This is a genomic window from Intrasporangium sp. (assembly GCF_032907665.1).
In the GTDB taxonomy this organism is placed as follows: Bacteria; Actinomycetota; Actinomycetes; order Actinomycetales; family Dermatophilaceae; genus Intrasporangium.
Map to the genome: position 1 here is coordinate 1 of NZ_JAJJPG010000031.1, position 23,799 is coordinate 23,799.

General features: G+C 69.1%; 20 protein-coding genes. 3 read left to right on the forward strand and 17 right to left on the reverse strand.

Annotated elements, in window-relative coordinates:
- Positions 1 to 75: 75 nt before the first annotated feature.
- Both LOY02_RS06990 and LOY02_RS06995 read right to left on the reverse strand, forming a co-directional pair.
- Positions 76 to 1,077, reverse strand: coding sequence for an amidohydrolase family protein (locus LOY02_RS06990; protein ID WP_317181615.1), 1,002 nt, complete (start codon positions 1,075 to 1,077; stop codon positions 76 to 78).
- 15 nt (positions 1,078 to 1,092) lie between these two features.
- On the reverse strand, positions 1,093 to 2,196 hold the full coding sequence (locus LOY02_RS06995) for a zinc-binding dehydrogenase (RefSeq protein ID WP_317181616.1): 1,104 nt from the start codon (positions 2,194 to 2,196) through the stop codon (positions 1,093 to 1,095).
- 333 nt (positions 2,197 to 2,529) lie between these two features.
- On the opposite strand from LOY02_RS06995, the gene LOY02_RS07000 reads away from it, so the two are divergent.
- Both LOY02_RS07000 and LOY02_RS07005 read left to right on the forward strand, forming a co-directional pair.
- Entirely contained in the window at positions 2,530 to 3,285 is a 756-nt protein-coding gene (locus LOY02_RS07000) for a 3-oxoacid CoA-transferase subunit A (protein ID WP_317181617.1), read from the forward strand.
- On the forward strand, positions 3,282 to 3,959 hold the full coding sequence (locus tag LOY02_RS07005; RefSeq protein ID WP_317181618.1) for a 3-oxoacid CoA-transferase subunit B: 678 nt from the start codon (positions 3,282 to 3,284) through the stop codon (positions 3,957 to 3,959). Before LOY02_RS07000 ends, LOY02_RS07005 begins: the two co-directional genes overlap by 4 nt.
- A gap of 53 nt (positions 3,960 to 4,012) precedes the next feature.
- Here LOY02_RS07005 and LOY02_RS07010 read toward each other — a convergent pair whose 3' ends face one another.
- The 8 genes from LOY02_RS07010 to LOY02_RS07045 form a co-directional block, all read right to left on the reverse strand.
- Entirely contained in the window at positions 4,013 to 4,900 is an 888-nt protein-coding gene (locus LOY02_RS07010) for an IclR family transcriptional regulator (protein ID WP_317181619.1), read from the reverse strand.
- Between the two features lie 206 nt (positions 4,901 to 5,106).
- Positions 5,107 to 5,808, reverse strand: coding sequence for a response regulator transcription factor (locus LOY02_RS07015; RefSeq protein WP_317181620.1), 702 nt, complete (start codon positions 5,806 to 5,808; stop codon positions 5,107 to 5,109).
- Positions 5,805 to 7,337 (reverse strand): GAF domain-containing sensor histidine kinase, encoded by a 1,533-nt coding sequence (locus LOY02_RS07020; RefSeq protein WP_317181621.1) that lies wholly within the window; start codon positions 7,335 to 7,337, stop codon positions 5,805 to 5,807. Before LOY02_RS07020 ends, LOY02_RS07015 begins: the two co-directional genes overlap by 4 nt.
- Positions 7,338 to 7,649: 312 nt before the next feature.
- Positions 7,650 to 8,921, reverse strand: coding sequence for an ABC transporter substrate-binding protein (locus LOY02_RS07025; protein ID WP_317181622.1), 1,272 nt, complete (start codon positions 8,919 to 8,921; stop codon positions 7,650 to 7,652).
- Positions 8,922 to 8,946: 25 nt separating this feature from the next.
- Positions 8,947 to 10,116: a branched-chain amino acid ABC transporter permease gene (locus tag LOY02_RS07030; protein WP_317181623.1), complete on the reverse strand. Its 1,170-nt coding sequence runs from the start codon at positions 10,114 to 10,116 to the stop codon at positions 8,947 to 8,949.
- The gene (locus LOY02_RS07035; RefSeq protein ID WP_317181624.1) at positions 10,116 to 11,006 is read right to left on the reverse strand and encodes a branched-chain amino acid ABC transporter permease; all 891 of its coding nucleotides are present in this window, start codon (positions 11,004 to 11,006) and stop codon (positions 10,116 to 10,118) included. The genes LOY02_RS07030 and LOY02_RS07035 overlap by 1 nt, the downstream gene beginning before the upstream one ends.
- On the reverse strand, positions 11,003 to 11,878 hold the full coding sequence (locus LOY02_RS07040) for an ABC transporter ATP-binding protein (RefSeq protein WP_317181625.1): 876 nt from the start codon (positions 11,876 to 11,878) through the stop codon (positions 11,003 to 11,005). The genes LOY02_RS07035 and LOY02_RS07040 overlap by 4 nt, the downstream gene beginning before the upstream one ends.
- Positions 11,875 to 12,651, reverse strand: coding sequence for an ABC transporter ATP-binding protein (locus LOY02_RS07045; RefSeq protein ID WP_317181626.1), 777 nt, complete (start codon positions 12,649 to 12,651; stop codon positions 11,875 to 11,877). Before LOY02_RS07045 ends, LOY02_RS07040 begins: the two co-directional genes overlap by 4 nt.
- Positions 12,652 to 13,315: 664 nt before the next feature.
- Here LOY02_RS07045 and LOY02_RS07050 point away from each other — a divergent pair.
- On the forward strand, positions 13,316 to 14,812 hold the full coding sequence (locus LOY02_RS07050; protein WP_317181627.1) for an aldehyde dehydrogenase family protein: 1,497 nt from the start codon (positions 13,316 to 13,318) through the stop codon (positions 14,810 to 14,812).
- A 177-nt stretch (positions 14,813 to 14,989) separates the two neighbouring features.
- Here the strand turns inward: LOY02_RS07050 and LOY02_RS07055 are convergent, their stop codons facing one another.
- The 7 genes from LOY02_RS07055 to ligM all read right to left on the reverse strand — a co-directional run bounded on the left by LOY02_RS07055 (position 14,990) and on the right by ligM (position 23,666).
- A complete protein-coding gene (locus tag LOY02_RS07055) occupies positions 14,990 to 17,152 on the reverse strand; it encodes an acyl-CoA dehydrogenase family protein (RefSeq protein WP_317181628.1) in 2,163 nt (720 codons plus the stop codon).
- Positions 17,153 to 17,185: 33 nt separating this feature from the next.
- Positions 17,186 to 17,650, reverse strand: a complete 465-nt coding sequence (locus LOY02_RS07060; protein ID WP_317181629.1) for a MaoC family dehydratase — start codon at positions 17,648 to 17,650, stop codon at positions 17,186 to 17,188.
- 13 nt (positions 17,651 to 17,663) lie between these two features.
- Positions 17,664 to 19,292, reverse strand: coding sequence for an AMP-binding protein (locus LOY02_RS07065; protein WP_317181630.1), 1,629 nt, complete (start codon positions 19,290 to 19,292; stop codon positions 17,664 to 17,666).
- A 4-nt stretch (positions 19,293 to 19,296) separates the two neighbouring features.
- Entirely contained in the window at positions 19,297 to 20,184 is an 888-nt protein-coding gene (locus tag LOY02_RS07070) for an amidohydrolase family protein (protein WP_317181631.1), read from the reverse strand.
- 5 nt (positions 20,185 to 20,189) lie between these two features.
- Positions 20,190 to 21,095 (reverse strand): SDR family NAD(P)-dependent oxidoreductase, encoded by a 906-nt coding sequence (locus tag LOY02_RS07075; protein WP_317181632.1) that lies wholly within the window; start codon positions 21,093 to 21,095, stop codon positions 20,190 to 20,192.
- 96 nt (positions 21,096 to 21,191) lie between these two features.
- A complete protein-coding gene (locus LOY02_RS07080; RefSeq protein WP_317181633.1) occupies positions 21,192 to 22,073 on the reverse strand; it encodes a PaaX family transcriptional regulator C-terminal domain-containing protein in 882 nt (293 codons plus the stop codon).
- 192 nt (positions 22,074 to 22,265) lie between these two features.
- Entirely contained in the window at positions 22,266 to 23,666 is a 1,401-nt protein-coding gene (gene ligM / locus LOY02_RS07085; RefSeq protein ID WP_317181634.1) for a vanillate/3-O-methylgallate O-demethylase, read from the reverse strand.
- Between the last annotated feature and the right edge of the window lie 133 nt (positions 23,667 to 23,799).

Here is a 23,799-nt window from a genome sequence, read left to right on the forward strand (position 1 = left end):
CCTCATCCTCGCCAACCACCCCGCCGACCAGTCCGCGGACAACCCCCAGGAGTGAGGACGCCCACGAGCGAGCTGTCACCCTGACGCTGGAAGGTCGAGCCAGCGATGGGCATTGCGCCAGGTGATGTCCTCCAGCTGCTCTGCGTCCAGCTCCATGGCGAGCAGGGTCCTCGCGCAGGGCTCCTCGCGGGGCATCGCGGCGAAGTCGGAGCCCACGAGCAGGCGGTCCGCGCCGAGCAGCTCGATGAGATAGGCGATGGCGCGGCGGTCGAAGACGAGGGAGTCATAGTAGAAGCGGCGCGCGACCTCCAGGGGCGTCGGGCCCTCGGAGGGAGCTACGGCGCGGTCCGGCCGGGGTTCTTCCTCGTTCCAGGCTCCCGTCGCGAAGTAGTTGGCTCGCGGGACGGTCAGTGGATAGCCGCCAGCCGCGTGCGAGAACGAGATCCGCAGGTCCGGACACGCGTCGGCCACGCCGTTCGTCACGATCGATGCCGCTGCATACGCACCCTCGATGCCCACGACATACGTCGCCAGAGCAGACCGGGGCAGGCGCGCAGTGGCGGCTGGCATGGCGTGCACGAAGACGGCGAGTCCGAGCCGCTCGCACTCCTGGAAGAAGGGAAGGAACTTCTCGTCCCCGATCGACGCCCCGAGGACGCTCGAGGTCACCTCCACGCCATGCAGCCCGAGATCACGGATCGTCGCGAGCTCCGCAGCTGCACCGTCCGGATCGCCGAGTGGTGCCATGCCGAGGCCGAGGATCCTCCCGGAGCCGTGCGCCGCCAGCTCTGCGACGAACTCGTTGACGTGCCGAGCCAGGAAGGCGACCTCGGCGCTCGGCAGGTCCCACCGCAGCAGGGGCGGCATCGGCGAGACCACCTCGGCGTCGACTCCCGCGGCGTCCATCGCCTCGAGTCGTCGCTCAGCGTCCCAGAAGACCTCCTTCGCGCGGAACCGCACCTGGTCGAAGACCAGCGTGCGGTCGGGGCTCCCCTGCACCGGCTCCATCCTGGGCAGGCAGCTGGACCTCTCGGGGTAACGACCGGGGATGGCGTGGGCATGGGTGTCGACGATCATCCTCGTCCTCCGTCGTCATGCACCGGGATGGACCGAGACATGAATGGCCCTCTCCCCCGGGACCTCGCCACCCAGCACCTCGATCGCATGTGCCGTGTCGTCCAGCCCGAACGTGTGGGTGTGCAGCTTCTCGAGGGGGAACCGTCCGGACTCGATGATGGCTATCGCGTCCTCGTAGCCCCTGGCGTCGACACCGAAGGCCCCTTTGACCACGAGTCCGCGGCTGATGATGAGGTCCGTCTTCAGCGGGATCTCATGGTGTCCCTTGAGCCCGGCGAGGACGACTGTTCCCCCGTGACGCGTGCAGAGGAGCGCATCGGTCACCGGTTGGTGAGCCATCGGGGTCAGCTCGAGCGTGACGTCTGCGAGCCTGCCGCCGGTGATCTCCGTGACCTGGTCGAGCGTAGTTGCGGCGTCAGGTGCATCGACCACGATCGTGTGGTCGGCCCCGAGCTCTTTCGCCAGCGCCAGCTTGTGCTCGTCCGCCTCGAGACCCGTGACGATGATCGTCCCGGCCCCGGCAGCTCGCGCGGCGATGACGCAGGCGAGGCCGCGCTGACCGGCCCCGAGGACGAGCACGGTGTCGCCGACACTCACGCCTCCGAGGTGCACAGCCCAACGCACCCCGCCGCCGAGCGGGTTGTACATCACCGCCACCTCTGCCGGGATCTCCTTGTCGATCCGGTGCAGGATGCTCGTCGGCGAGAGGTAGCACAGCTCTGCCAGTCCCCCCCACAGGGAGGGCTCCACCGACGTGCCGGTCACGCCGTGGCCGTGCTTGCGGTTGGGGCAGGCCTGGTAGTTGCCCCGGAGGCAGTCGATGCACGCCCGACAGGGCACGATGACCTCGAGGGCGACGCGATCGCCTCGCCCGACACCCCAACGCTCGGCGGCGCGCTCGCCGATCTCCTCGATGATGCCCATGGGCTCGTGTCCGGGGATGAACGGAGGGCGCTCACCTCCGAGATGGCCGCGGTAGCCCTCCACGTCGCTACCGCAGATGCCGTTGGCCTCGACGCGGAGGAGCCCGGAGTCCGGGCCGACGCGCGGTCGCGGAAAGGCCTGGAGCTCGATCTGCCGCGGACCGAGCTGGACGGCGGCGCGGACCAGGTCACTCATCTCGTCGCCCGCCCCACGTGTTCATGGTCATGTCGTCTCCTTGTCTGGGAACCCGCTCGGCCGCACGCTGGCCCGGGCCGTCAGCGTTCACGATGCGCGGGGCGGTCGGGGCGGTCCAGCGACCTTCCTCGACGTGGAAGGGGTGGGCATCAGGGGTGGCTGCCGACGCGGCGGCCGGACTCCGTCCCGAGGGCACGCTTCTGCGGCACGGAAGAGGGCATCCATCCGCACCGGCGCCGCTGCTACCTTCCGCGGCACGGGCAGTACACGAGTCAGGCCCCGCCCTGCCGGCCGTCCGCGCCGGAGGCCGACTCGGAGGGAAGGCCGGAAGGAATGAGTGTGATCGACAAGTACCGAGAAGACGTCCTCGAGGCGGTGAGCGTCGTGGAGTCCGGGTCGACCGTCGCGGTCGGCGGTTTCGGGAGCTCGGGGCGCCCTGACGGCCTCATTGACGCGCTGTGCGACCTCGACCGGCGCGACCTGCACGTTTTCGTCAACAACGTGGGCCATGACTTCACCGGCGTCGGGCGGCTCGTCCACGAACGACGCGTTCGCCGGGTGACGTGCTCGTTCCCGATCCTCAAGGAGTTCTACGACGAGTACTTCGCGGGCCACGTCGAGCTCGAGCTCATCCCGCAAGGCACGCTCGCAGAACGCCTCAGGTCGGGGGGAGCCGGGATCCCCGCCTTCTACACCCCCTCCGGTGCGGGGACGATGCTCTCCGACGGGAGCTTCCCGCTGGGCTACGGCCCGGACGGCCAGGTGGTGTCGTACCTCGAGCCGAAGCCGACCTTGGTCCTCGACGGCCAGCAGCTCGTCATGGAGAGGGGAATCGTCGCGGACTTCGCACTGGTCAAGGCCCATCGGGGCGACCCGAAGGGAAACCTTCGCTTCCGCTACTCTGCACGAAACTTCAACCCGCTTGCCGCGATGTCCGGTCGGCACACGATCGCCGAAGTGGAGCAGCTCGTGGGGGTCGACGAGCTGCATCCCGACGACATCCACCTGCCGGGCGTGTTCGTCAAGACCGTCGTCGTGAGCGGTCTCCCCGACGCGGAGCAGCCCGTGGTGGAGGAGGTGCCGGCATGACCCTCGTGCACTCGTCGGCGCGATTGAGCCGGGAGGACGTCGCGCGCAAGGTCGCGCACGACCTCGAGGACGGGTTCGTCGTCAACCTCGGCGTGGGCATTCCGCTACTCGTGCCGGGAGCGATTCCCCCGGACAAGGAGGTGGTTTTCCATGCCGAGCACGGCGTGCTGGGCGTGGGCCCGTTGGCGTCGCCGGAGACGGCCGATCCCGACCTCACGGATGCGGGAAAGCAGCCGATCACGCTCGTGAGCGGAGCGGCCATCGTCGACTCCGCCACCTCGTTCGCGATGATCAGAGGCGGGCACCTGGACGTGACCATCCTCGGCGCCCTCCAGGTGTCGGCAGACGGTGACCTCGCGAACTGGTACGTGCCGGGCCAGCAGCCGGCCGTGGGTGGCGCCATGGATCTCGTCGCCGGCGTGCCCGAGGTGTGGGTCGCGATGGAGCACGTCGACCGCAGAGGCCGGCCCAAGCTCGTCCAGCAGTGCACGATGCCCCTCACCGGACACCGCTGTGTCACCCGCGTCTACACCGACCTGGCCACGTTCCACGTGAGGAAACACCAGCTGCACCTCGTGGAGTGCACACCGGGCGTCACGCCTGCGCAGATCCGCGAGGTGACCGAGGCGGACTACGTCGAGGACCTGGCGCTCGCCCCACCTCGAGAGTCCTGACCCGGAGGATGGGCGCAGACGCGGCCGTGACGTGACCGCCCGCGACCGACGCATCAGGCAGAGCTACGACTCAGGTGGCCGGTTGCCCGTGGAACGGCACGTGCAGCCATGTCGTGTCCCGACCGTCTGGTGCGAGGTCCCGCGTGCTCCGGTCGGGGGGCGTTGGCCGAGGGCGCCCCGAGGGCTCGGCTGATTCCACGCGACGCCGCCATGAGGGCCGGCGCCATGGCCTGGGGGCTGACCGTCCCGCAGCGCACCGTGACCCCTACTGCCGCGATCACGTCGTCCTCAGGACCCCTGATGGGAGCAGCCACCGCGACCGCGTCCTCGGTGAGCTGCGATGCGGCGACGGCATAGCCGAGCCAGCGGACCTCCGACAGGACCGATCGCAACTGGGCCGGCTCCACGATCGTGTGTCTCGAGAACCGCTTGAGCGGGGAGGAGAGGACCTCCTCGCGCACGTCGGGCCCTGCATAGGCCAGGAGGACCTGGCCGGTCCCCGTGGCGTGGAGGGGCCAGCGACCGCCGAGCCTGCTGAGCACCGGCACCCCGTCGGGCGCCCGGAGTGACTCGAGGTAGACGACGTCATGGCCCTCCCGCACTGCCAGGTGAACGTTGGCCCGCGTCACATGGTGGAGGTCGTTGAGGAACGGCTGGGCGACCTCTCGGAGCTGGAGACCACCCGGCGCCAGGACACCGAGCTCGAGGATGCGCAGGCCCACGCTGTAGCGACCACGCGGGTCGCGCGACAGGGCGCCCCACGCGTGAAGCTCCCCGACCAGACGATGGGTGGTGGTCAGGGTGAGCCCGGATCTCCTGCTGATCTCGCTCAGCGTCAGCATGGTGTGCGCGTCGTCGAAGACGTCGAGGATGGCGAGGACCCGCTGGGCAGCGGTGAGCGTCGTGCCGTTCCCTGGTCGGGCGTCCTTGGCCGTATCCATGTGACTCCTTCGTCTCAGGGAACGCCCACGTCGCGGAGGGCCCTGGACACGTCACTGTCCGGCGGCGCGAACGTCGTTGTGGGATCGACGCTAGGGCGCCCCTCCCCGATGGGCATCGGCCCCTTGACCGGACCCTGCTGAGACAGAAGACGTACGTCGACCGTATGCCGCTGAGTCCCCACCGATCCTCCGTCGTCCGTGTCCCGCTACCGCCGCCTGCTGTCGTTGACCACAAGGCCGTCCGGGGTGACCAGACCCTCCCGGACGGCCACGAGCGCTGCCTGCGTGCGGGAGGTGAGGTGCATCTTCGCGAGAACATTGCTGACGTGGGTCCGGGCCGTGCGCTCGCTGATCGTCAGGTGGGCGGCAATCTGCTTGTTCGACATTCCGGAGGCCACCAGTGCGAGGATGTCGCGCTCACGCGCAGTGAGCGCCGAGAGACCCTGCTCCGGTGTGATCATTCGCTGGGTGAGGCGTCGTGCCACGGTCGGGTCGAGGTGCACCTGGTCGTTGATCGCCGACCGGATGGCCGCGGTGATGTCGTCGGGCTCGGCGTCCTTGAGCACGTAGCCGGACGCGCCGGCTGCGAGCGCCGCCTGGACTCGTCCCACCTCGCCGAAGCTCGACAGGACGACGACCTTGAGGTGTGGGTAGCGCGCCGAGATGGCCTGGGTCGCCGCAACGCCGTCGAGTCGAGGCATCTGCAGATCCATGAGGACCACGTCCGGCAGCTCCTCCATCGTCGCCATCCGAGCCAGCTCGTCGAGCGCCGCCTGGCCGTCCGGTGCCTGGGCAACGACGCGCACGCCGGAGACATTGCCGAGGAACGTGATCAGACCCTGACGGACGACCGCGTGGTCGTCGACGACCATGACGGCGATGTCCTCGAAGGCGCGTGCGTCGGTCATCCGGACTCCTGGGGATCGGAGGGGGGCGGCGCCGTCCCGACCGGCATGATCGCCTTGACCATGACGCCACCGTCGGGTGCATCGTCGATGGTGAAGGAACCTCCGCTCTTGCGGGCCCGTTCGCGCATCGAGGTGATGCCGATGTGGGGGCCTTCTGAGGGGATCGATCCCAGGCCACGTCCGTTGTCCGTGATCGTCACCTCCACGAAGCCCTCGCCGTGCGAGCGAAGCACGACGGCGACCCGGGTCGCTCCTGCGTGCTTGACGACGTTGTGCAGGGCCTCCTGGACGATGCGGTAGATGTCCTCTTCCGCGTTGGCGCTCTTGGCGACGGCCCCGGGCTCGACCAGGACGTCGACCTTGAGACCAGCACGCGCCTCGATGGCGTTGGCGTGCACCTTGATGGCTTCGGCAAAGCCGTGCTGGGCGAGGTCGGTGGGGCGCAGCTCGAAGATGAGGTCACGCAGGTCGGCCAGCGTGTGGCGGCAGAGGGACACCAGCTCGCTGGCCGTGTCCCGGACGTCGTCGGACTCGGCCCCCTCCTCGGTGTCGCACGAGTCGTGGAGCGCCCTGGCCAGCAGTCGCATGGAGAAGACCCGTTGCACGACGGCATCGTGCAGGTCACTGGCGATCCGCTCGCGCTCGCGCCGGCGGGCCTCGTCCCGCGAGATGGCGATGAGAGCCGCGTAGTCCACCGCGAGTGCGGCCTGCTCGGCCATGGCGGAGACGAACTCGATCGTCCGCTCGTCGGGATCCCGACCCGGTTTGAAGAAGGCGATGAGGACCCCCACGACCCGCTCGCGTGCCGTGATGGGGAACGCGCCGAAGCAGTCCCAGTCGACCTGGTCGAAGATCTCGTGCATGGGCGCCCAGAGCGGGTCGCTCAGGATCGCTGCCTTCCGGTGCGGCACGATGACCGGCACGTTGTCCTTGACCGCCTTGAAGAGCGTCAGGTGCGCACCCAGCTTGCGTGCCTGGTCCAGCCGGATGGTGAAGTCGTCGTTGCGCTGGAAGCCGGACCGGCCGATGATCCGCAGCAGCGGGTCGTCGTTGTGCATGGTGACGACCTGCACCGCAGCGAGGTCCGCCGCCTCTCGAACCTCGCGGGCGAGCGTGTTCAGCGTCGTGTCGAGGTTGCCCGCGTCGGCCACCCCGAGAGCCGCCGTCGCGATTGCGGTGATCCGGTCCTGCTGGGCACGCTCCTCACCGAGGTCGCGGAACCATACGGCGAGCTGGTCCTCACCGATCGGCTTGGAGCTGGTGTCCAGCTGGAGGCGTCTGCCTCCGGCGTCGTCGACGGTCACGATCGTCCGGGCCTCGCGAACGTCGGCACCGGTCGCATGGAGGGCGTTGTGCAGGGCACGGAACCCCTCATCGGCGAACGAGGCATCCACCCCAAGGATGGAACGTGCGGCGCGGTTGGCCCAGTCGACGTGGGCCCCCCGGAACACGACGAGGCCGTCGACACTCGCCTGCGCAAGATCCTGCAGCGCGCTGACGCTCGGGTACGAGCCGATGAGAGATCCCACTCGCGACTCCTTCGACGCGACAGACACCGTGCGCGACGCCGAGCCACGGAAGTGGCCGCCATCACATTCTGCACAATACCGCCTGTCGTCACTGAAGTGAGTCTTAATGCCGAGTCGTTATCTTGCTGGTGGCTTCGTCGCCGCCAACGCCGCTGCGGACGCCGCTCCTCGAGCAGGTCCTTGAGCAGGTCATTGAGCAGGTCCTTGAGCCGGTCCTTGAGCCGGTCCCGACAAGGACACGGCGTCCAGGTCCACCTCGACGTCGAGCGACGAGCTGCGCGGGTCGGCGATACCGACCCGCGCAGCCGACCCTCAGAAGTTGGGGCCGTTGCCCTCTGGCGCCTCGTAGAGGACCTCGATGGCGTCCAGCCCGTAGGGGTTCTCGTCGGTGGGGTTGTACCGGTAGAGCGTGGTGCCCTGGGGCAGCGTCCGGGTCTCGCCCAGCTTGAGCGTGGCCTGCAGACCCTGGAAGTCCGAGATCTCGCCCATCTCGGCGATCGTCTTGCGGATCCCCTCGTTGGAGAGGTCGCCGTTGTCGATCGCCTTCTCGAGTACCGTCGTCGTCGCGACGGCTTGGATGTAGCCGTAGACGTACTGCAGCGTGACGGGGTCGTCCCCGATGGCATCCTTGATCACCTTGATCCCGGGAACCGAGGTGTCATCCAGCTTGTTGCCCGGGCCGGTGATGAGGAAGTGCTCCTTGATGTAGGGAGCGATCGGCATCGACGCGTACGAGATGTTGACCCCGATGAACTCCGAGATCCAGTGCGGCTTGAAGTCCAGCTGCGTGGCCGCCGCGACCATCGCCGGTGTGGCGTTCTCGGCACCACCCCAGACGACCACCTGACACCCGGCGCTCTTGAGCGCCTGGATCTGGGCGGTGAAGGCTGTGTCGGTCGGCGCAAAGCGCTGGTCGGAGGCAACCTCCTGGCCGTACTTGCCCGCGATGTGCGTGAGGCCCTCCTTCACCGCGTCACCCCACGCGCTCTCGATGACGAGCGCGCAGAACTTCGCTTCCTTCAGCGAGGGGTCCTGGCTCACGAGGTAGGAGACGGCGTTGACGACGTTCGTCTGGTAGGAGGCGAACGTCGGCACGAGTGCCTGCTCGTCCTTGAGGGTGGCGTCCTGGTTGCTCGGAACCATGTTCGCCTTGGTGCGCTCGAGCAACGGCAGCAGGGCACGGACCGACGGCGTGCCCAGGGTGCCCGACAGCATGACGATGTCGTTCTTGATCTCCTCGTAGGCCTGGACTGCGAGCTGGGCGTTGTACTGGTTGTCGGCCGTGACGAGCTTCACCTTGTACTCGCCCTTGATCCCGCCGTCCGCGTTCACCTTCTCGAACCACGCGTTCTGTCCGATCAGCTGTTCCTTTGCCCCCGCGGAGAGGGGGCCGCTGAGGGCCAGGATGTTGCCGACGGTGATCTCCTTGGTGTCCGGGTTGAAGCCGGGTACGGCCTCGAGCTCGGCGCCGGGTGCGGCGCCGGTGTTGGCGTCCTCATCCGTCGTCTGTGCGGCACATCCCGCAGTCAGGGCAACGCTCATCAAGGCTGCGGCGGCCCCGATCGACAGTCGCTTCCGGGTCATGATGGTCCTTTCCGGTGTTGCATGGTCAGGCAGACGCGGTGCCGCGCTTGCCGGGCAGTGCCGACACCACCTTCGTGATGAGGGCGACGAGTCCCTTGGACTCGAGGATGAGGAACACGACGATCAGCGCTCCGTAGAGGATCAGCTGCAGGTCGGTCGTGCTCAGGCCCTCCTGGGTGGGAGAGCCCATGAAGGGCAGGTTCGAGGCGAACCGGTCCACGACGACGGGGACGAGTCCCACGAAGAGGGCGCCCAGGACTGGGCCCCAGGCGGAGGCCATCCCTCCGATGACGATGATGGCGAGGTACTGCACCGACAGGTTCACGTCGAAGTTGTCCGGTCGGATGTACTGGAGGTTGAGGGCCAGCAGGGCGCCTGCGACTCCGGCGATCGCTGCCGAGAGGACGAAGGCATTGGCCTGGGTGCGGAACATCCGGACGCCCAGGACCTCAGCCGCGATGTCGTGATCCCGCACCGCCTGCATCGCCCGCCCGCTTCGGCTCCGCATGACGTTGGCGACGAAGAGCATGATGATCCCGAGGCAGCCCCAGATGAGCAGGAACATGCCGTTCTCTCGGGGGAACACGAGGCTGCCGACCTGAAGGCTCTCGAAGTCGAGCGGTCCGAGCGTGGCTCGGGCCGAGACGGTCGTCCCCTCGTTGCCGCCCGTGAGGTCCGTGAGGTTGCGGGCGATGAAGATCCCGAGGAACACGAGACCGAGCGAGACGATGGCGAGGTAGGGCCCCTTCAGCCGGAGGGCGAAGGGGGCGATGAGCGCGCCGGTGATGCCGGCCAGGACTGCCGCGGCCGGCAGCCACACGAGCATGGGCAGGCCGAAGGCAGTGACCCGTCCCTCCGGGTCACCCCCAACCACCTGCGCGGTGAACGCGCCGATGCCCACGAAGAAGGCGTGACCGAGAGAGATCTGTCCGGCATACCCGGTGAGGACGTTGAGGGCGACGCCTGCGATGGCGGCGGTGCCGGCGACGTTGAGGATGCCGAGCCAGTACGAGTCGGAGAGGAACAGCGGAACGGAGAAGATGAAGATCGCCACCAGTGGGATGGCGAGCTTTCCGAACCTCCCCTTGACCAGCTGGGTGCTGCTGCGGACCTCGCTCGTGTCCGGCTGGGCCAGGGTCCCCTCGGGCGGCAGGTCACCGGCTGTCCGGTCGATCTCAGGGGCACGTTCGCCCATCACAGCCGCCTCACCTTCCGGGTTCCGAAGAGGCCCTCCGGCTTGATCAGGAGGATGAGGATCATGACGAGGTAGGGAACGACTTCCTCGAAGCCCTTCCCGAAGCTGTCGGGCACCTTGACCACGGCGAACTGCTGGACGATGCCCATGACCAGGCCACCGACGACGGCGCCGAGCGGCGACTCGATGCCACCCAGGATGATGACCGGCAGGGCCAGCAACGCGTAGTGCTCGAGGCTGGGCCGGACACCACCGCTGGCGGCGGTCGCGAGCATCGTGCCCGCCACCGCTCCAAGCGCTCCGGCGATCGACCAGGCCAGCCGGTGCACCGTCCGGTCGCTCACGCCCTGGGCGAGCGCGGCTTCGGGGTCGATGGCCGTCGCCTGCATGGCCAGGCCGAGCCGTGAGTAGCGGATGAACCCGAGGAAGAGGACGAGGATGACGGCGGTGAGGAGAACGACCGCGAGATCCTTGTGGGTCACGCTGAGGTCACCGATGCGGAGCACGCTCAGTCCCCAGGGGTCGCCCGAGGTCAGTGGCTCGTTCCCCCAGAACCCGGCGACGATCGGTGGGATCAGGATGACGAGGCCGAAGGTCACGAGGATCGGCGTGAAGAGGTTGGTGTTGGCGATGCGGTGGACCACGAGCGCCTCGAGAATGCCGGCGATCAACGCTGTGGCAATGATCGACAGGCCCATGCCGACGAAGTAGGGCAGACCCAGCGTCTGGCTGAAGAGGTAGGTGAGGTAGGCGCCGATGACGACGAAGCCTCCCTGGGTGAGGTTGAGGACCCCGGTGGCTCGTGACACGACGACGAAGCCGAGCGCGAGGAGCGCATAGAGGCACCCGAGAGAAACTCCCGAGATGAGGATCTGCAGGTTCTCGGTCACGCGCGGGCACCCTTCTCGGCCGGGCCGGTGCGCGGCTCATCGGGACCGCCGTCCGGCTGCTCTGAGATGTTCTGTCCCCCGAGGAGATCGGCGATGAGGTCGTCGCCGCTGCCCCCGACGTAGGCCCGGACGACGCGCGGGTCCGCGATGGCCTCCTCGGGCCGCTCGCAGGTGATGACCCGCCCGAAGTCGAGGACGAGAACTCGGTCCGCGAACTCCCGCACGAGGGCCATGTCGTGCTCGATCATCACGACGGTGAGGCCGAGCTGCCGTTTCGCCGTCAGGACCCACTGCGCCAGCTCCCGGCTCTCGCTCGCATTCAGCCCGGCGACCGGCTCGTCGAGGAGGAGGAGCTTGGGCTTCATCGCCAGGGCGCGCGCGAGCTCGATGCGCTTCTTGACTCCGTACGGCAGGTCGCGCACGGTCCGGTCGCGGATGTCCATCAGCCCCATGAGCTCCAGCAGGGGCAGGCAGTCGACGCGAGCGGCCTTCTCCTCGTCGCGAGCCCGGCCGAACCACAGGCCCCCGCTCAGCACGCCCGACCGCATGAAGTGGTGCCGCCCGAACACGACGTTGTCGAGCACGTTCATCTCGTCGAAGAGCGCGAGGTTCTGGAAGGTGCGGGCGATGCCGAGGGCAGCCACCTGTGGCGGCGCCATGCCGAGGAGCGAGCGGCCCTCGAACCGCATGTCTCCCCTGCTCGGCCGGTAGACCCCGTTGAGGACGTTGAGCATGGAGGTCTTGCCTGCGCCGTTGGGGCCGATGATCGCGAAGAACTCCTCGGGCTCCACGGCGAACGAGACGTCCTGGATCGCCTTGATGCCCCCGAAGGTCACCTCGACCTGCTCGACCTCGAGGATGGGTCCGCTCATCGGGACGCTCCCGCTTCGTCGAGGTCCAGGCCCAGGTAGAACGTCTTGATCTCCGGATCCCGCAGGATGTCGGCGCTCGGCCCCTCCTTGTTCACCCGCCCGTGGGACAGGACGTAGCCGTAGTCGGAGACGCTGAGTGCCATGGTCGCGTTCTGCTCGATGAGCAACACGCTCGTCCCGAGGTCTCGAATCGCTCCGATGGTGAGGCGGATCTGGTCGACGAGTTTGGGAGCGAGTCCAAGGGAAGGCTCGTCGAGGACGAGGAGGCGCGGTGACTGCATGAGGGCCCGACCGATGGCGAGCATCTGCTGCTCGCCTCCCGAGAGGTATCCAGCGATCTGAAGCCGACGCTCCGCCAGTCGGGGGAACATGTCGTAGATCGAGTCCATCACCCCCTTGAGCTCCTTGTCGTTGCGTCTCGTCATGCCGCCGACGACAAGGTTCTGCTCGACGGTCAGCTCTGGGAAGATGCGTCGCCCCTCGAGGGTCTGGCTGATGCCGGCGCGTACCACCGCCGCAGGATGCATGCCTTTGATGGATCTGCCGTCCCAGGTGATCTGTCCGCCGTCGGCGACGCCGTTGTGGAAATGCAGCATGCCGGTGATCGCGCGCGCCAACGTCGTCTTGCCTGCCCCGTTGACTCCCATGACGGACACCACCGATGCAGGCGCGACGGTGAGCGTCACGGCCTCGAGCGCACGGTTGCTCCGCCCGTACCGCACGGCCAGGTCGCGCACTGACAGGCCGGAGCCATCCGAGGACTGAGCCGTCACGCTTCACCACTCTCGACGTTGAGGATCGGTAGCGACGAGCCTAAGGATGCGTCTGGTTGGTCTCGACCGTCGAATGACTGCCTTTCATGCGATGGAGGTCCTGTCCGATCTACGTCAAACGTCGCCCCTGTGCCCGCCCGGCGCTCACCCGACCCCCGATCCCCATGGTCGCGACCGTCGTGTGCGGCTGGACGGGCGGGTGTACAGCGAGAGCCACCCGCACCCGCTCGTCGAGGTGGCTGTAGCAGCTCGCGAGTCCTGACGAGCTGTTGACGATGGTGACCCTCGGCCGGGTCAGCTCTACGCTGGAGGAGCGGGGTCGCGCACCCTCACGCGCGGCTGCAGCTGCGGCCATCGTTCTCTCCTGTCTCCCTCTCCTGCCGTGTCGCGGCCCCTTCTCCAGCCTCTGCAGTGGGCGCCGCATCGTGCTCGGGCAGGCTGCCACCTGGGCCCCGGCCGTGCACGCCCCCTTCCGCACGGCGGAGGCTTCGGCAGGGGGCCCGCAGGACCACGGTCGTGGTGCAGTTCGCCATCCGCCAGCCGGAAGGAACCAGTGACAACGGGCGAGTCGAGACGTACCTTCGGTAGGGAAGAGTTGTGGCCCGCCCCCAGCCCCTCGTTGCCCCGCCGGGCACCGCGGTGGCTGCCCACACGGAGGTCGATGATGACTGACACGGCACAGGTCCAGGCGCCCGCGCGCACCGGTCTCTACATCGGAGGGACCGAGCGAGCGACGACGAGCGTGCTCGAGGTCCGTGATCCCGCCCGTCCCGACCGCATCGTCGGCGAGGCCGCGTCGGCGACGGCGCAGGACGTGGCGGACGCCGTCGCAGCGGCCAAGCAGGCCTTCCCCGGGTGGTCGTCACTCACCCCCCAGGAGCGGGCCGCCCAGATGGCTGACGCCCTCGCGGGCCTCGCCGAGAACCGCGACGACGACGCCGCGATCCTCTCCCAGGAGGTCGGGAAGATCCGGTTGGAGGCATGGGTCGACTCGCTCGTCTTCGAGCTGCGCTGGAACCTTGCGCTCGCCCTGGCCGACGACGTGGACAAGGTCACGGTCCTCGAGCCGGCGCCCGGCATCCCCGTCACCACCACGATCGGCTACCAGCCACTCGGCGTCGCGACGATCATCGTGCCGTTCAACTGGCCGGTGGCGATCCTCGCGGCCTCGCTGCCCCACGCGCTCCTCGCTGGCAACACCGTGATCGTCAAGCCGCCGCCGAGCGCACCGCTGGCGACGACCCGGATCGCCCAGCGGGTGGCCGAGCAGCTGCCTCCGGGGGTGCTCAACGTCATCACGGGACCCGACAGCGAGATGAGCGGCCTCATCGAGCACGAGGACGTCGCCAAGGTGTGCTTCACCGGCAGTGTGGGTGGCGGCCGACGCATCATGGAGATGGCGTCTCGATCGCTCACGCGGGTCACCCTCGAGCTGGGCGGAAACGACGCCGCCGTGTTCCTCGAGGATGCCGTCATCGACGACACCCACCTCGACCGGCTCTTCGCCGCGATCTACGACACCACCGGTCAGATCTGCATGAACGCGAAGCGGGTCCTCGTGCACCGTTCGCGCGTGGACGAGGTCGTCGCCGGTCTCGCGGCGCGGCTCGAGCGCACGGTCCTCGGCCACGGCCTCGACGAGGGGACGACGATGGGGCCGTTGCACTCCCCGGACCAGAAGACGTTCGTCGAGTCCCTCATCGCGGAGGCGCGCGACTCCGGCGCCACGGTGATGGAGTTCGGTGAGCTCCCCGGAGGGGACCTCGCGGGCGGCAACTTCGTGCGTCCCGCCATTGTCGTCGACCCGGACCCCGGTCTCCGGGTGGTGACCGAGGAACAGTTCGGCCCGGTCATCCCCATCCTCCCCTTCGACACCGAGGACGAGGCGGTCCGACTGGCCAACGACACGTGGGCTGGACTGTGCGGGTCGGTCTGGACGGCGAGCACCGAGGCCGCCAACCGGGTCGGCGGACAGCTCGTGTGTGGCTATGTCTGGGTGAACGACCACGGCGCGACGCGCCTCGACCTTCGGGCGCCCTTCGGTGGCATGAAGCAGTCGGGGATGGGCCGCGAGCAGGGGCTGGAGGGTGTCCGCGCCTTCCAGGACACCCGGTCCATCGCCCACCTCGACGAGCAGGCCCTCGCCGCGCAGCAGCACTGAGAGCCTCCGGAGCGCCGGGACACTCACCCCCCACCTGCCTGTCCTCGTGGGGCGCCGCCGACGGCTGTGGAGGCTGCCGTATGCCGCCGGGCCGGGTGGGAGCGTGACTGTGCCGGCTGGGTGCCATGACTGGATCGGCACCTCCGCCTGCCGGCGGTCAGCAGGGGCCGCTGGCGGCTAGCGACGCGGGAGGCCGAGTGCCCTCGCGATGATGTTGCGCTGGATGTCGTTGGTCCCACCGGACACGACCGCCATGATCGAGTAGCGCAGGGCGTTCTCGAAGGACCACCCATCGCTGACCGGCACGCCGCCCTCGACGAGCGCGTCGGGGCCGAGCAAGGACAGGGATTCGACGCCGAACTCCTCCTCGAACTCGCTCGCAATGATCTTCGCCATGGGTGCGTCGGCAGGGCTGCCGTGCCCGGGCGACACCGGCGACGACACGGCTGACGCGGAGGCGCGGGCGCCGAGCACGCGTGCCGCCTGCAGGTGGGTGGCGAGTCGCGCCAGGGTGGCGCGACTCGAGGATCCGATCGGCCCGAGCGACGCCTCCGGATCCGCACGCAGCAGCGCGACCAGCTCGTCGAAGAGCCGGAGCAGCCGACCCGTCCCTCCTGCGATGACGACGCGCTCATGGGCCAGCGCCTCCGTGAGGAGCGACCACCCGCCGTGGAGCGGGCCGATCCGGTTCTCGTCGGGGATGCGGACGTCGTCGAAGAAGGTCGTGCACGAGCGCTCCCCGGACAGGGCGGTGTGGTCCTGACGGCTCCAGCCAGGCGTGCTCGTCCGGAAGAGGAAGATCGAGATCCCGGCATGCGCCTCCGCGGCCGGGTCGGTGCGTGCTGCGAGCCATCCCCAGTCGGCACGGTAGGCGCCCGTCCCCCACATCTTCTGCCCGTTCACCACCCAGTCGTCGCCGTCCCGGACCGCCGTCGTGCGCAGGTGCGCGAGGTCCGACCCGGCCTCGGGCTCGCTGTAGGCGAGGTAGAACGGCAGCTGTCCGCGCGCGATGAGGGGCAGGAACGTCCGGCGCTGTGCCTCGGTCCCGTGCCGGTCGATGGAGGGCCCGAGCATGCCGGCACAGGTTCGGGGGTGGATCGCGGCCCCCCAGTAGGCGAGCTCCTCGTCGATGGCCAGCTGCAGCTCGGCGGTGGCACCGAGGCCACCGAACTCCACGGGCAGGGCCGGTGCGATCCACCCGTGGTCCGCGAGACGGCTCGCCAGTTCCGGATCCGACGGTGCGAGGCCATCGGAGAAGGCCGCGCGCACCAGCTCGCGGACCTCACGACGCGCCTTCTCCGCCTCGGGGCCGAACCGGAGCCCGGGCAGGCCCTCGCCGCCCTCGATGATCCGCTCGGCGATGCCCGCGCTGTGGTCGGCGAGAACCCGCAGGCGAGCCAGGTCGGCGTGCACACGACGGAACAGCCAAGGTGCTCGGTGCTCCTCGAAGTAGCCGACTGCCCCCAAGGTGAGATGGGCCGCGAACTGGACGCGCGGTGCCACCTCCAGGACGTGCGCGACCGCGAGCTGGGCCGCGAGGAGCCACGCGGGATCCTCGTCGAGCCGACGACGGACGGCGTCCTGCACCAAGGCGTCGCCGGCAGCGACGTCGATCGCGCAGTCGACGACCCGGTGCGCCACGGCCTGGAAGGCACCCACGGTGGTGCCGAACTGCTTGCGGACCTTGACGTGGTCTGCTCCCGCCTCCGCTGCGGCCGAGGAGGCACCGAGCGCGCGGGCCGCCGTCGCCAGCCGCAGGACGTGGAGGGCCTCGTCGACGGCGGCCCGCGAGACGTCGCACTCCCACACCTCGCCCTCCTCGGCCGCCGTCCCCGGAGCATCGACAGGTGCTGCGGAGCCGACAGTCACCGCGCTCCAGGCGGGACTCGGCAGTCCCGGCGTCGCGGCGACCGACTCCACGGGACGAAGACGCAGCGTTCCAGCCTCGGGATCGAGCCAGGCGACATGGCTTGCACCCGCTGCCGCCTCGACGTGTCGCACGCTCGAGCCGGTCTCCGTGCCGACGTGGAGCACGGCTCGGAGGCCTCCGGCCCATTCGGCTCGTTCGCCCCCGAGGAGCCGACGAACGACGTAGCCATCAGCCAACGGAACCGGGCAGCCGCGCCGACCGAGCTCGTCCGCGACGACGACCAGCGCGTCAAGGGCGCCCTCGTCGGCCAGCAGGTCGAGGTCCAGCTCGTGCAGTGCGTCCCATGCCGCGACGATGCGGTCGTCCGCGTCCGCCGCGCCGGCCACCGGCGCGTCCGGCCATGCGGCAGACAACGCCGCGCCGACGGACTCACGGAGCGAGACCAGGTCGTGGGCCTCGAGACCCGCCATCAGACCTCCACGGCTATCCTCGCCCGCCCCACGTCAGACGTAGTGGCGCACGACACTCGTCGCAACGCAGACCGGCTTGGCCCCGCCCTCGATCTCGAAGGTGACCGTCTGGCGAACCTGGATGCCACCCTCGATGTCGGCCACGTCGTCGATGACGGTGCTGGCCCGGAGCTTCGAGCCGACGGGCACCGGGGCCGGGAACCGGACCCGGTCCAGGCCGTAGTTCACGCCGAGCTTGAAGCCTTCGATGGCGAGCAGCTGCGGCAGGAAGAGCGGGATCATCGAGAGGGTGAGGAAGCCGTGGGCGATCGCGCCGCCGAAGGGGCTCTCCCGCTTCGCCCGCTCCGGGTCCACGTGGATCCACTGGTGGTCGCCCGTGGCCTCGGCGAAGGTGTTGACCTGCTCCTGGGTGACCACGTGCCAGTCGCTCGGTCCGATCGTCTCGCCGACGAGGGCCTTCACGCCGTCGATTCCTGTGGCTGTGCGGGTGGGACTCATCGGTTCTCCTTGATCACTGGGGCGTCGACGGAGTCGACTCGGTGGCGACCTGCTTGGCCCATCGGGTGTCGGCCTTCCCGGAGGGACTGCGCTTCAGCTCATCCCGGACGACGAGCACGGTGGGTCGCTTGTAGCCGGCCAGATGCCGGCCGACGTGCTCGCGCAGCTCGTCGAGCGTCAGCGTCGTGCCCTCATTGAGGGTGACGACGGCGGCGACGCGGCTGCCCCACCGCTCGTCGGGCACCCCGACCACCATGACGTCACGCACGGACGGGTGGAGCAGGACGATGCTCTCCACCTCCTCGGCGAAGACCTTCTCGCCTCCCGTGTTGACGACCTGGCTGCCCCGCCCGTGGAAGGTGACGGTGCCGTCCGTCTCGACCGATGCCATGTCGCCCGGCACGACCCAACGCTGCCCGCCGAACTCGCGGAAGGTCTGGCGGGTCTTCTCCGGGTCACCCTGGTAGTGGATGTAGTCGTCGGCGGGCGCAGCGAGCATGCCGATCTGCCCGGATCCCGGGATGACGTCGTTGCCCTCGTCGTCGACGACCCGGGCACCGGGCATGAGGACGAACTTTCCCGTGACGGTTTCCTCGCCACGTCTGGACTCGTTGACCGCGAAGGGCCCCCCTTCGCTGGCTGCGACGATGTCGCGGCAGACGATGTCCGCGTGGGCGAGGATCCGCCGCTTCGAGTCCGCGCCCCAGGTGACACCCACGGAGAGGATGCGCTTGAGGTTCGACAGGTCGTAGGGCCGCCCCTCCGCAGCGGCTCGCTCGAGGGCGTCGGCCAGGGGACGGGCGAACACGTCCCCGACGATCGAGACCGTGTCGGCCCGCTCGTCCACCACGAGGCGCAGGAGCTCGTCCGGGTCGTACGAGCGACCCGCGAGATAGGCGACCCGTCCCCCGGCGATGAGCGCGCCGAGGCTCGTGTAGCTCCCCGTCGCGTGCATGAGGGGAGGTGCGGGGACCGTCACGATCGGGTACTCATCAGCAGGAACACCCGCAAGGTACGCGCGCAGCTCCTCGAGCGTGGCGGGAGGCTCGATCCCCATGAGGCGGAAGCTGTTCGCGCACGTGACGGCGTAGAGCCACGAGTGACGGACGATGACGCCCCGGGGCCGGCCGGTCGTGCCGCCGGTGTACATGAGCCAGTCGTCGTCGCCTCGCTCCTCGTGAGGCAACGGCTCGTGCTCACCGAGCACAGCGGCATACGGGATCCGCCTGTCCTCGCGGCGTGAGCCGCCGAGCACGACGAGTGTCACCGGCGCGCGTCGCACCCTGCCGAGGGCGGAGTCGATCTCGCCACTGAGGTCGACGTCGTGGACGATCGCCGCGACGTCGGCGTCGTCGAAGAGGGCGCGGATCTCCTCGGACCTGTAGCGGAAGTTGACGTTCACCGGGACTGCGCGCAGCTTGAGGATCCCCCAGAGGCTGGCGAGGTACTCGGGCCCGTTGAAGAGGGCGACCGCGACCCGGTCACCCCGACCGATACCCGCCGACCGCAGGTGCGCGGCGAGACGGGACGCCTCGTCATCGAGCTGGCGCCAGGTGACGTCGCGGCCGGCATGCGTCACGACCTTCGAGTCCGGCCGTGCCACGGCGACCGTCTCGAGCACGGTGGCGTAGCTCTCCCTCATGTGGTCACCCTGACTTCCCGGTCAGGCCGAAGAGCCGAGCGGCATTGTCCTTGAGGATCTTCGGACGCACGTGCTCCTTGATCGGCAGCTCGTCGAAGGCCTTCATCCACCGCTCCGGCATGATGACGGGGAAGTCCGACCCGAAGAGGACCTTGTCGCTGATCATCGAGTTCGCGTACTGGACGAGCTGCGGGGGGAAGTACTTCGGCGACCAGCCCGACAGGTCGATGTAGACGTCCGGCTTGTGGTTCGCGACGGCGAGGGCCTCGTCCTGCCAGGGGAACGACGGATGGGCGATGATGATCGACAGCCCGGGGAAGTCGACGGCGACGTCGTCGACGCACAGGGGGTTGGAGTACTTCAGCCGTATGCCGCCGCCTCCCGGGGTGCGGGCGCCCACTCCCGTCGTGCCGGAGTGGAAGAGCGCAACTGCGCCGAACTCGGCGATGACCTCGTAGAGCGGGTAGGCGAGTCGGTCGTTGGGGTAGAACCCCTGGGTGTTGGGGTGGAACTTGAAACCCTTGATGCCGCCCTCGAGCAGCCGTCTGGCCGTGGCCACACCGAGTGCGCCTCGGTGCGGATCGATGCTGCCGAAGGGGATGATGACGTCGTCGTGCTCCGCGGCGAGCTCGAGGATCTCGTCGTTCGACGGCACCATCTCCTGGCCGTTCTGGGACGAGCTGTCCACGCCGAACGTGACTGCCGCCATGCGCCGTTCGCGATAGTAGGCCGCGAGCTGGGGCAGGGTGAAGGTCGGCATGCCCTCCCCGAAGTACTCGCCCATGGCCTTGACGGTGGCGCTGTCCTCCCCCGCCGCCGCCGTGGTGCGGACGGAGAGGTGGACGTGGGTGTGCACGTCGATGGCATCGATGGCGTCGAGGTCGATCGGCATGCTCGTCAGCCCTCCGGCATCGGCGGTGGGCTCGGACGGAAGTCCTGCGGCAGGGTGCCGAACGTCCCGGGGAAGACGGCCGCGATGCCGTCAGCGTCCCAGCCACCGGGGCGGATCGCCACAGCCACCTCGGTCGGGTGGGACCACAGCGTGATGCGGTCGCCGCCGGCACCGATGACCTGGCCGGTCACCCCGGCGGCCTGGTCGCTGGCGAGGAAGACGACGAGCGGGGCGACGTCGTCCGCCGTGCCGAGCCCACCGTTGCGCACACCCTCGGGCACCGGTTCGCCGCGCTCGACCTGCTCGACGAGCTCGCCGAGCCCCGGGATGGTCGCGACCATCCGCGTCAGCGCGACGGGCACGATGCCGTTGACGGTGATCCCGGAACGCTCGCCCTCGAGAGCCCACGTCCGGACGAGACCGATGATGGCCGCCTTCGATGCCGAGTACGCCGTCTGGCCGAAGCTGGCGCGTTGGCCGGCGGGCGACCCGACGAGGATGAGACGGCCGCCCTTGCCCTGCTCGCGGAACTGGCGGACCGCGGCGCGACCACACGTGAAGGTTCCGCGCAGGTGGGTCCGGACGACGTCGTCGAACTCCTCGTCGCTCGTCTTGACGAGCGTCTTGTCGCGCAGGATCCCGGCGTTGGTCACCATGACGTCGAGGTGGCCGAACTCGCCGACCGCAGCCGCGACCACTGCGTCGGCGGCCTCGGAGCCCCCGATGGGTGAGGTCTCCGCCACCGCCCGGCCGCCCTGCTTCGTGATGAGGTCGACGGTCTCCGCGGCGACCTCGGGGTCGACGTCGTTGACAACGACCGCGGCGCCGGCGGCTCCCAGCGCGACCGCGTAGGCGCGCCCGAGCCCGCGACCCGCGCCCGTGACGACGGCGACCTTGTCAGCCAGCTCCATGGTCAGGCTCCTTCGCTTCTCCCGTGGACCGTCGCCGCAGATCCGGCGACTGACAGCGACATTATTGATTTCCGTGACGCCCGTCCAGACAGTGCGTCAGTTCCTTCCCTCCTGCGGAAGGTCGATGGCCCCGAGGTGGATCGTGTCGAGCAGCCGGTCCGCCACCCGCTCCGCCTCGTCGCGATACCTCTGCCGCAGCTGTTCAGCCACGTGTTCCGCCCGGACCGCCGGCCAGTCCGCCGGGAGGTACTGCGCAGGAAGCCCTGGGTCGCGACGCACCAGCGTGAGCCACTCGCCGAGCAGCCACAGCTCGCGGGCCAGGTCATGAGGCGCCTCGGGCAGGGGCGACGGGACGTCCCAGCGCGCGAGGAAGCCCTCGTAGCCGCGCCGCAGGGCATCGAGGTCCCAGGCGTCCGCGATCATCGCCACGATGTCCGTCGGGGCGAGCGCCTCAGCGCGGAACACCTTGAGGTTCCCCTCGGTCCCGAGCTCGGAGACGATCTCCGAGATGTCCGGTGCTCCCGGCGCGATCCAGAGACCGTTCTGGAGCAGGCCGAAACCCGCCCACGCGAGTCGCGACCGAAGCTGGTGCCGGTCCGCCCGGCGGCTCTCCGGGAACGAGAAGCCGAGCAGTGTCCAATGGCCGTCCCAGTGCGTGTCGACAGGCGAACGCCACGCCCGCCGCTCACCCGCGGCAAGGACCTCACGCGTGCGCTCCGGCAGGTGCAGGTAGGTCCGACGCCCCCTCCGCAGCTTCTCCAGGGACCCGCGGCGCAGCATCCGGCTGACCGTCGACCGCGCAGCCCGCTCCCCCACGTCGACGGACTCGAGAGCCGACAGGACGCTGCCCGTGGACACGGCGACGTCCGGATCGCTCATGTACTGCGCGCCGAACATGAGCACGAGGGTCTGCGGCCTGACGGGGACACGAGCCCCGTCCGTGGTCCAGCCGCCCCGCTCGAAGGCGTATCCGTTCAATCGATCTCCCCGTGCCGGCAGGCCCAGTCGGCCTGACAGACTATCCATCCTCGTCTCGGATCGCTTCGGCTGACCCTCGGCGGTCCGTGGACCGCCTTGGGGCCCGAGTGCCTCGGTGCCCGAGTGCCCCGGCGCCGTGGGGGAACGCCGGGGCACTCGGGTCCGGACACGCAGGCCGGTGGCCGTGGTTGGTCAGGCCTTGGCCGCGAGCGACCGCCATCCGGGCCGGTAGTCGCCGCGAGCCACCTCCGAGAAGGGCACCGGGCTGACGACGGCTCGGACGGCGAGCTGCTCGTGCGGCTGAACGGTCGTCTTCCTGCTGCCACCGTCCGGCTCACCCCAGAGGACCTGCACCTCGGCGCCGATCGGCACGTCGGGGTCGACGGTCGCCAGGGACAGGCCCTGCTTCTCGTTGGCGCTGTAGCCGGTGAACATCGACAGCCCGACCGTCTTGCCGTTGTCGTCGAGGACCGCGTCGAAGTTGGACGAGCCGTAGTTCGCGTTCGGCAGGTCGAAGTACTGGTGGCGGAAGCCGTCGGTCGGGGTCGCGAGGAGCTTGCCGAGGTCCTCCTGGTTCCAGGCCAGCGTGACCTTGCGGCGCTGCTCCTCCGGCTTGATCTGCTCGAGGGCGTCGCGACCGACGAAGTCGTGGTCGAACTTCACGAAGTTGCCGTATCCCAGCTCCCACGGGTTCGTGTAGTAGTCCTCGATGTTGTCGGAGACGAAGCTTCCGGCGATGGCGTTGGTGGCCTCGTAGCCGTCGGCTGGGAGCCACTCGCGGTACTCGCGCATTCCCTCGCTCGTGTAGACGGCCGGCAGCGGCGAGGGGATCCAGCCGGACTCGAGGGTGTTGCTGGAGTAGGCGCGGGAACCGCACGGCTCGATGCCGAACTCCACGCCGGCCTCGAGGATCGCGTCGCGGATCTTGTCATAGGACGCGTACGGGCCCCAGATCTCCAGCCCCGGGGCGCCTGCCATGCCGTGACGGAGGGTGCGGACCCGCTCGCCGGCGATGGTCATCTCGGCCATGTGGAAGAACCTCAGCTGCTCGACCGGGCCTCCGTTGAGCTTCTCGATGATCGGCCACGCGTTCGGCCCCTGGATCTGGAAGCGCCAGAGCTCGCGCGACACCGGCTTGCCGTAGGGGCGCGACGGGGACCGCGGATCGTTGCGGATCTCGACGTCGTAGCCCTTGGTGGCCATGAACTCGAGGTAGTTCGCGCCCGGCGCACGGCCGACATAGACGAGCTCGTTCTCGCCGAGGTGGAAGAGGATCCCGTCGCCGATGACTCCACCCTCGGGAGAGACCGGGACGAACTGCTTGGCCGTGTTGACCGGGAAGTTCGCGAAGCTGTTGATCCCCGTGTCGGAGACGAGGCGCACGGCGTCGGGTCCGGTGATGAAGAGGTTGGCCATGTGGTGGCTCTGGTCGAAGAGCACAGCGGTGTGACGCCAGGACTCGACCTCACGGCGCCAGTTCGTGAACTCGCTCGGGACGACGGGATAGATGTATGCCCCGAGCTGGCTGTTGCGCAGCAGCTCGACCGTGTTTCCTGCCTGGTCGAGGACCTCCTGGAGGTTCCTTGCCGTCATGAGTCACCTGTCTTCCTTGACGATGTTCGTGGCCACTTCCCGACCAACGTAGGACGTCGTATCGGTGGTCAACAGCGAGAAATGCCCGGTCCGGGGACCGTCATTTGGCGTAGGTGACTCTCGGGCTGCGTCA

What these genes read in the sequence shown, in the direction of transcription:
- LOY02_RS07025 (WP_317181622.1), bottom strand. Translation starts at nt 8,921, where the DNA reads ATGACCCGGAAGCGACTGTCGATCGGGGCCGCCGCAGCCTTGATGAGC.
- LOY02_RS07040 (WP_317181625.1), bottom strand. Translation starts at nt 11,878, where the DNA reads ATGAGCGGACCCATCCTCGAGGTCGAGCAGGTCGAGGTGACCTTCGGG.
- LOY02_RS07065 (WP_317181630.1), bottom strand. Translation starts at nt 19,292, where the DNA reads ATGAGGGAGAGCTACGCCACCGTGCTCGAGACGGTCGCCGTGGCACGG.
- LOY02_RS07075 (WP_317181632.1), bottom strand. Translation starts at nt 21,095, where the DNA reads ATGGAGCTGGCTGACAAGGTCGCCGTCGTCACGGGCGCGGGTCGCGGG.
- LOY02_RS07050 (WP_317181627.1), top strand. Translation starts at nt 13,316, where the DNA reads ATGACTGACACGGCACAGGTCCAGGCGCCCGCGCGCACCGGTCTCTAC.
- LOY02_RS07060 (WP_317181629.1), bottom strand. Translation starts at nt 17,650, where the DNA reads ATGAGTCCCACCCGCACAGCCACAGGAATCGACGGCGTGAAGGCCCTC.
- LOY02_RS06995 (WP_317181616.1), bottom strand. Translation starts at nt 2,196, where the DNA reads ATGAGTGACCTGGTCCGCGCCGCCGTCCAGCTCGGTCCGCGGCAGATC.
- LOY02_RS07015 (WP_317181620.1), bottom strand. Translation starts at nt 5,808, where the DNA reads ATGACCGACGCACGCGCCTTCGAGGACATCGCCGTCATGGTCGTCGAC.
- LOY02_RS07005 (WP_317181618.1), top strand. Translation starts at nt 3,282, where the DNA reads ATGACCCTCGTGCACTCGTCGGCGCGATTGAGCCGGGAGGACGTCGCG.
- LOY02_RS07055 (WP_317181628.1), bottom strand. Translation starts at nt 17,152, where the DNA reads ATGGCGGGTCTCGAGGCCCACGACCTGGTCTCGCTCCGTGAGTCCGTC.
- LOY02_RS07000 (WP_317181617.1), top strand. Translation starts at nt 2,530, where the DNA reads ATGAGTGTGATCGACAAGTACCGAGAAGACGTCCTCGAGGCGGTGAGC.
- LOY02_RS07070 (WP_317181631.1), bottom strand. Translation starts at nt 20,184, where the DNA reads ATGCCGATCGACCTCGACGCCATCGATGCCATCGACGTGCACACCCAC.
- ligM (WP_317181634.1), bottom strand. Translation starts at nt 23,666, where the DNA reads ATGACGGCAAGGAACCTCCAGGAGGTCCTCGACCAGGCAGGAAACACG.
- LOY02_RS06990 (WP_317181615.1), bottom strand. Translation starts at nt 1,077, where the DNA reads ATGATCGTCGACACCCATGCCCACGCCATCCCCGGTCGTTACCCCGAG.
- LOY02_RS07030 (WP_317181623.1), bottom strand. Translation starts at nt 10,116, where the DNA reads ATGGGCGAACGTGCCCCTGAGATCGACCGGACAGCCGGTGACCTGCCG.
- LOY02_RS07010 (WP_317181619.1), bottom strand. Translation starts at nt 4,900, where the DNA reads ATGGATACGGCCAAGGACGCCCGACCAGGGAACGGCACGACGCTCACC.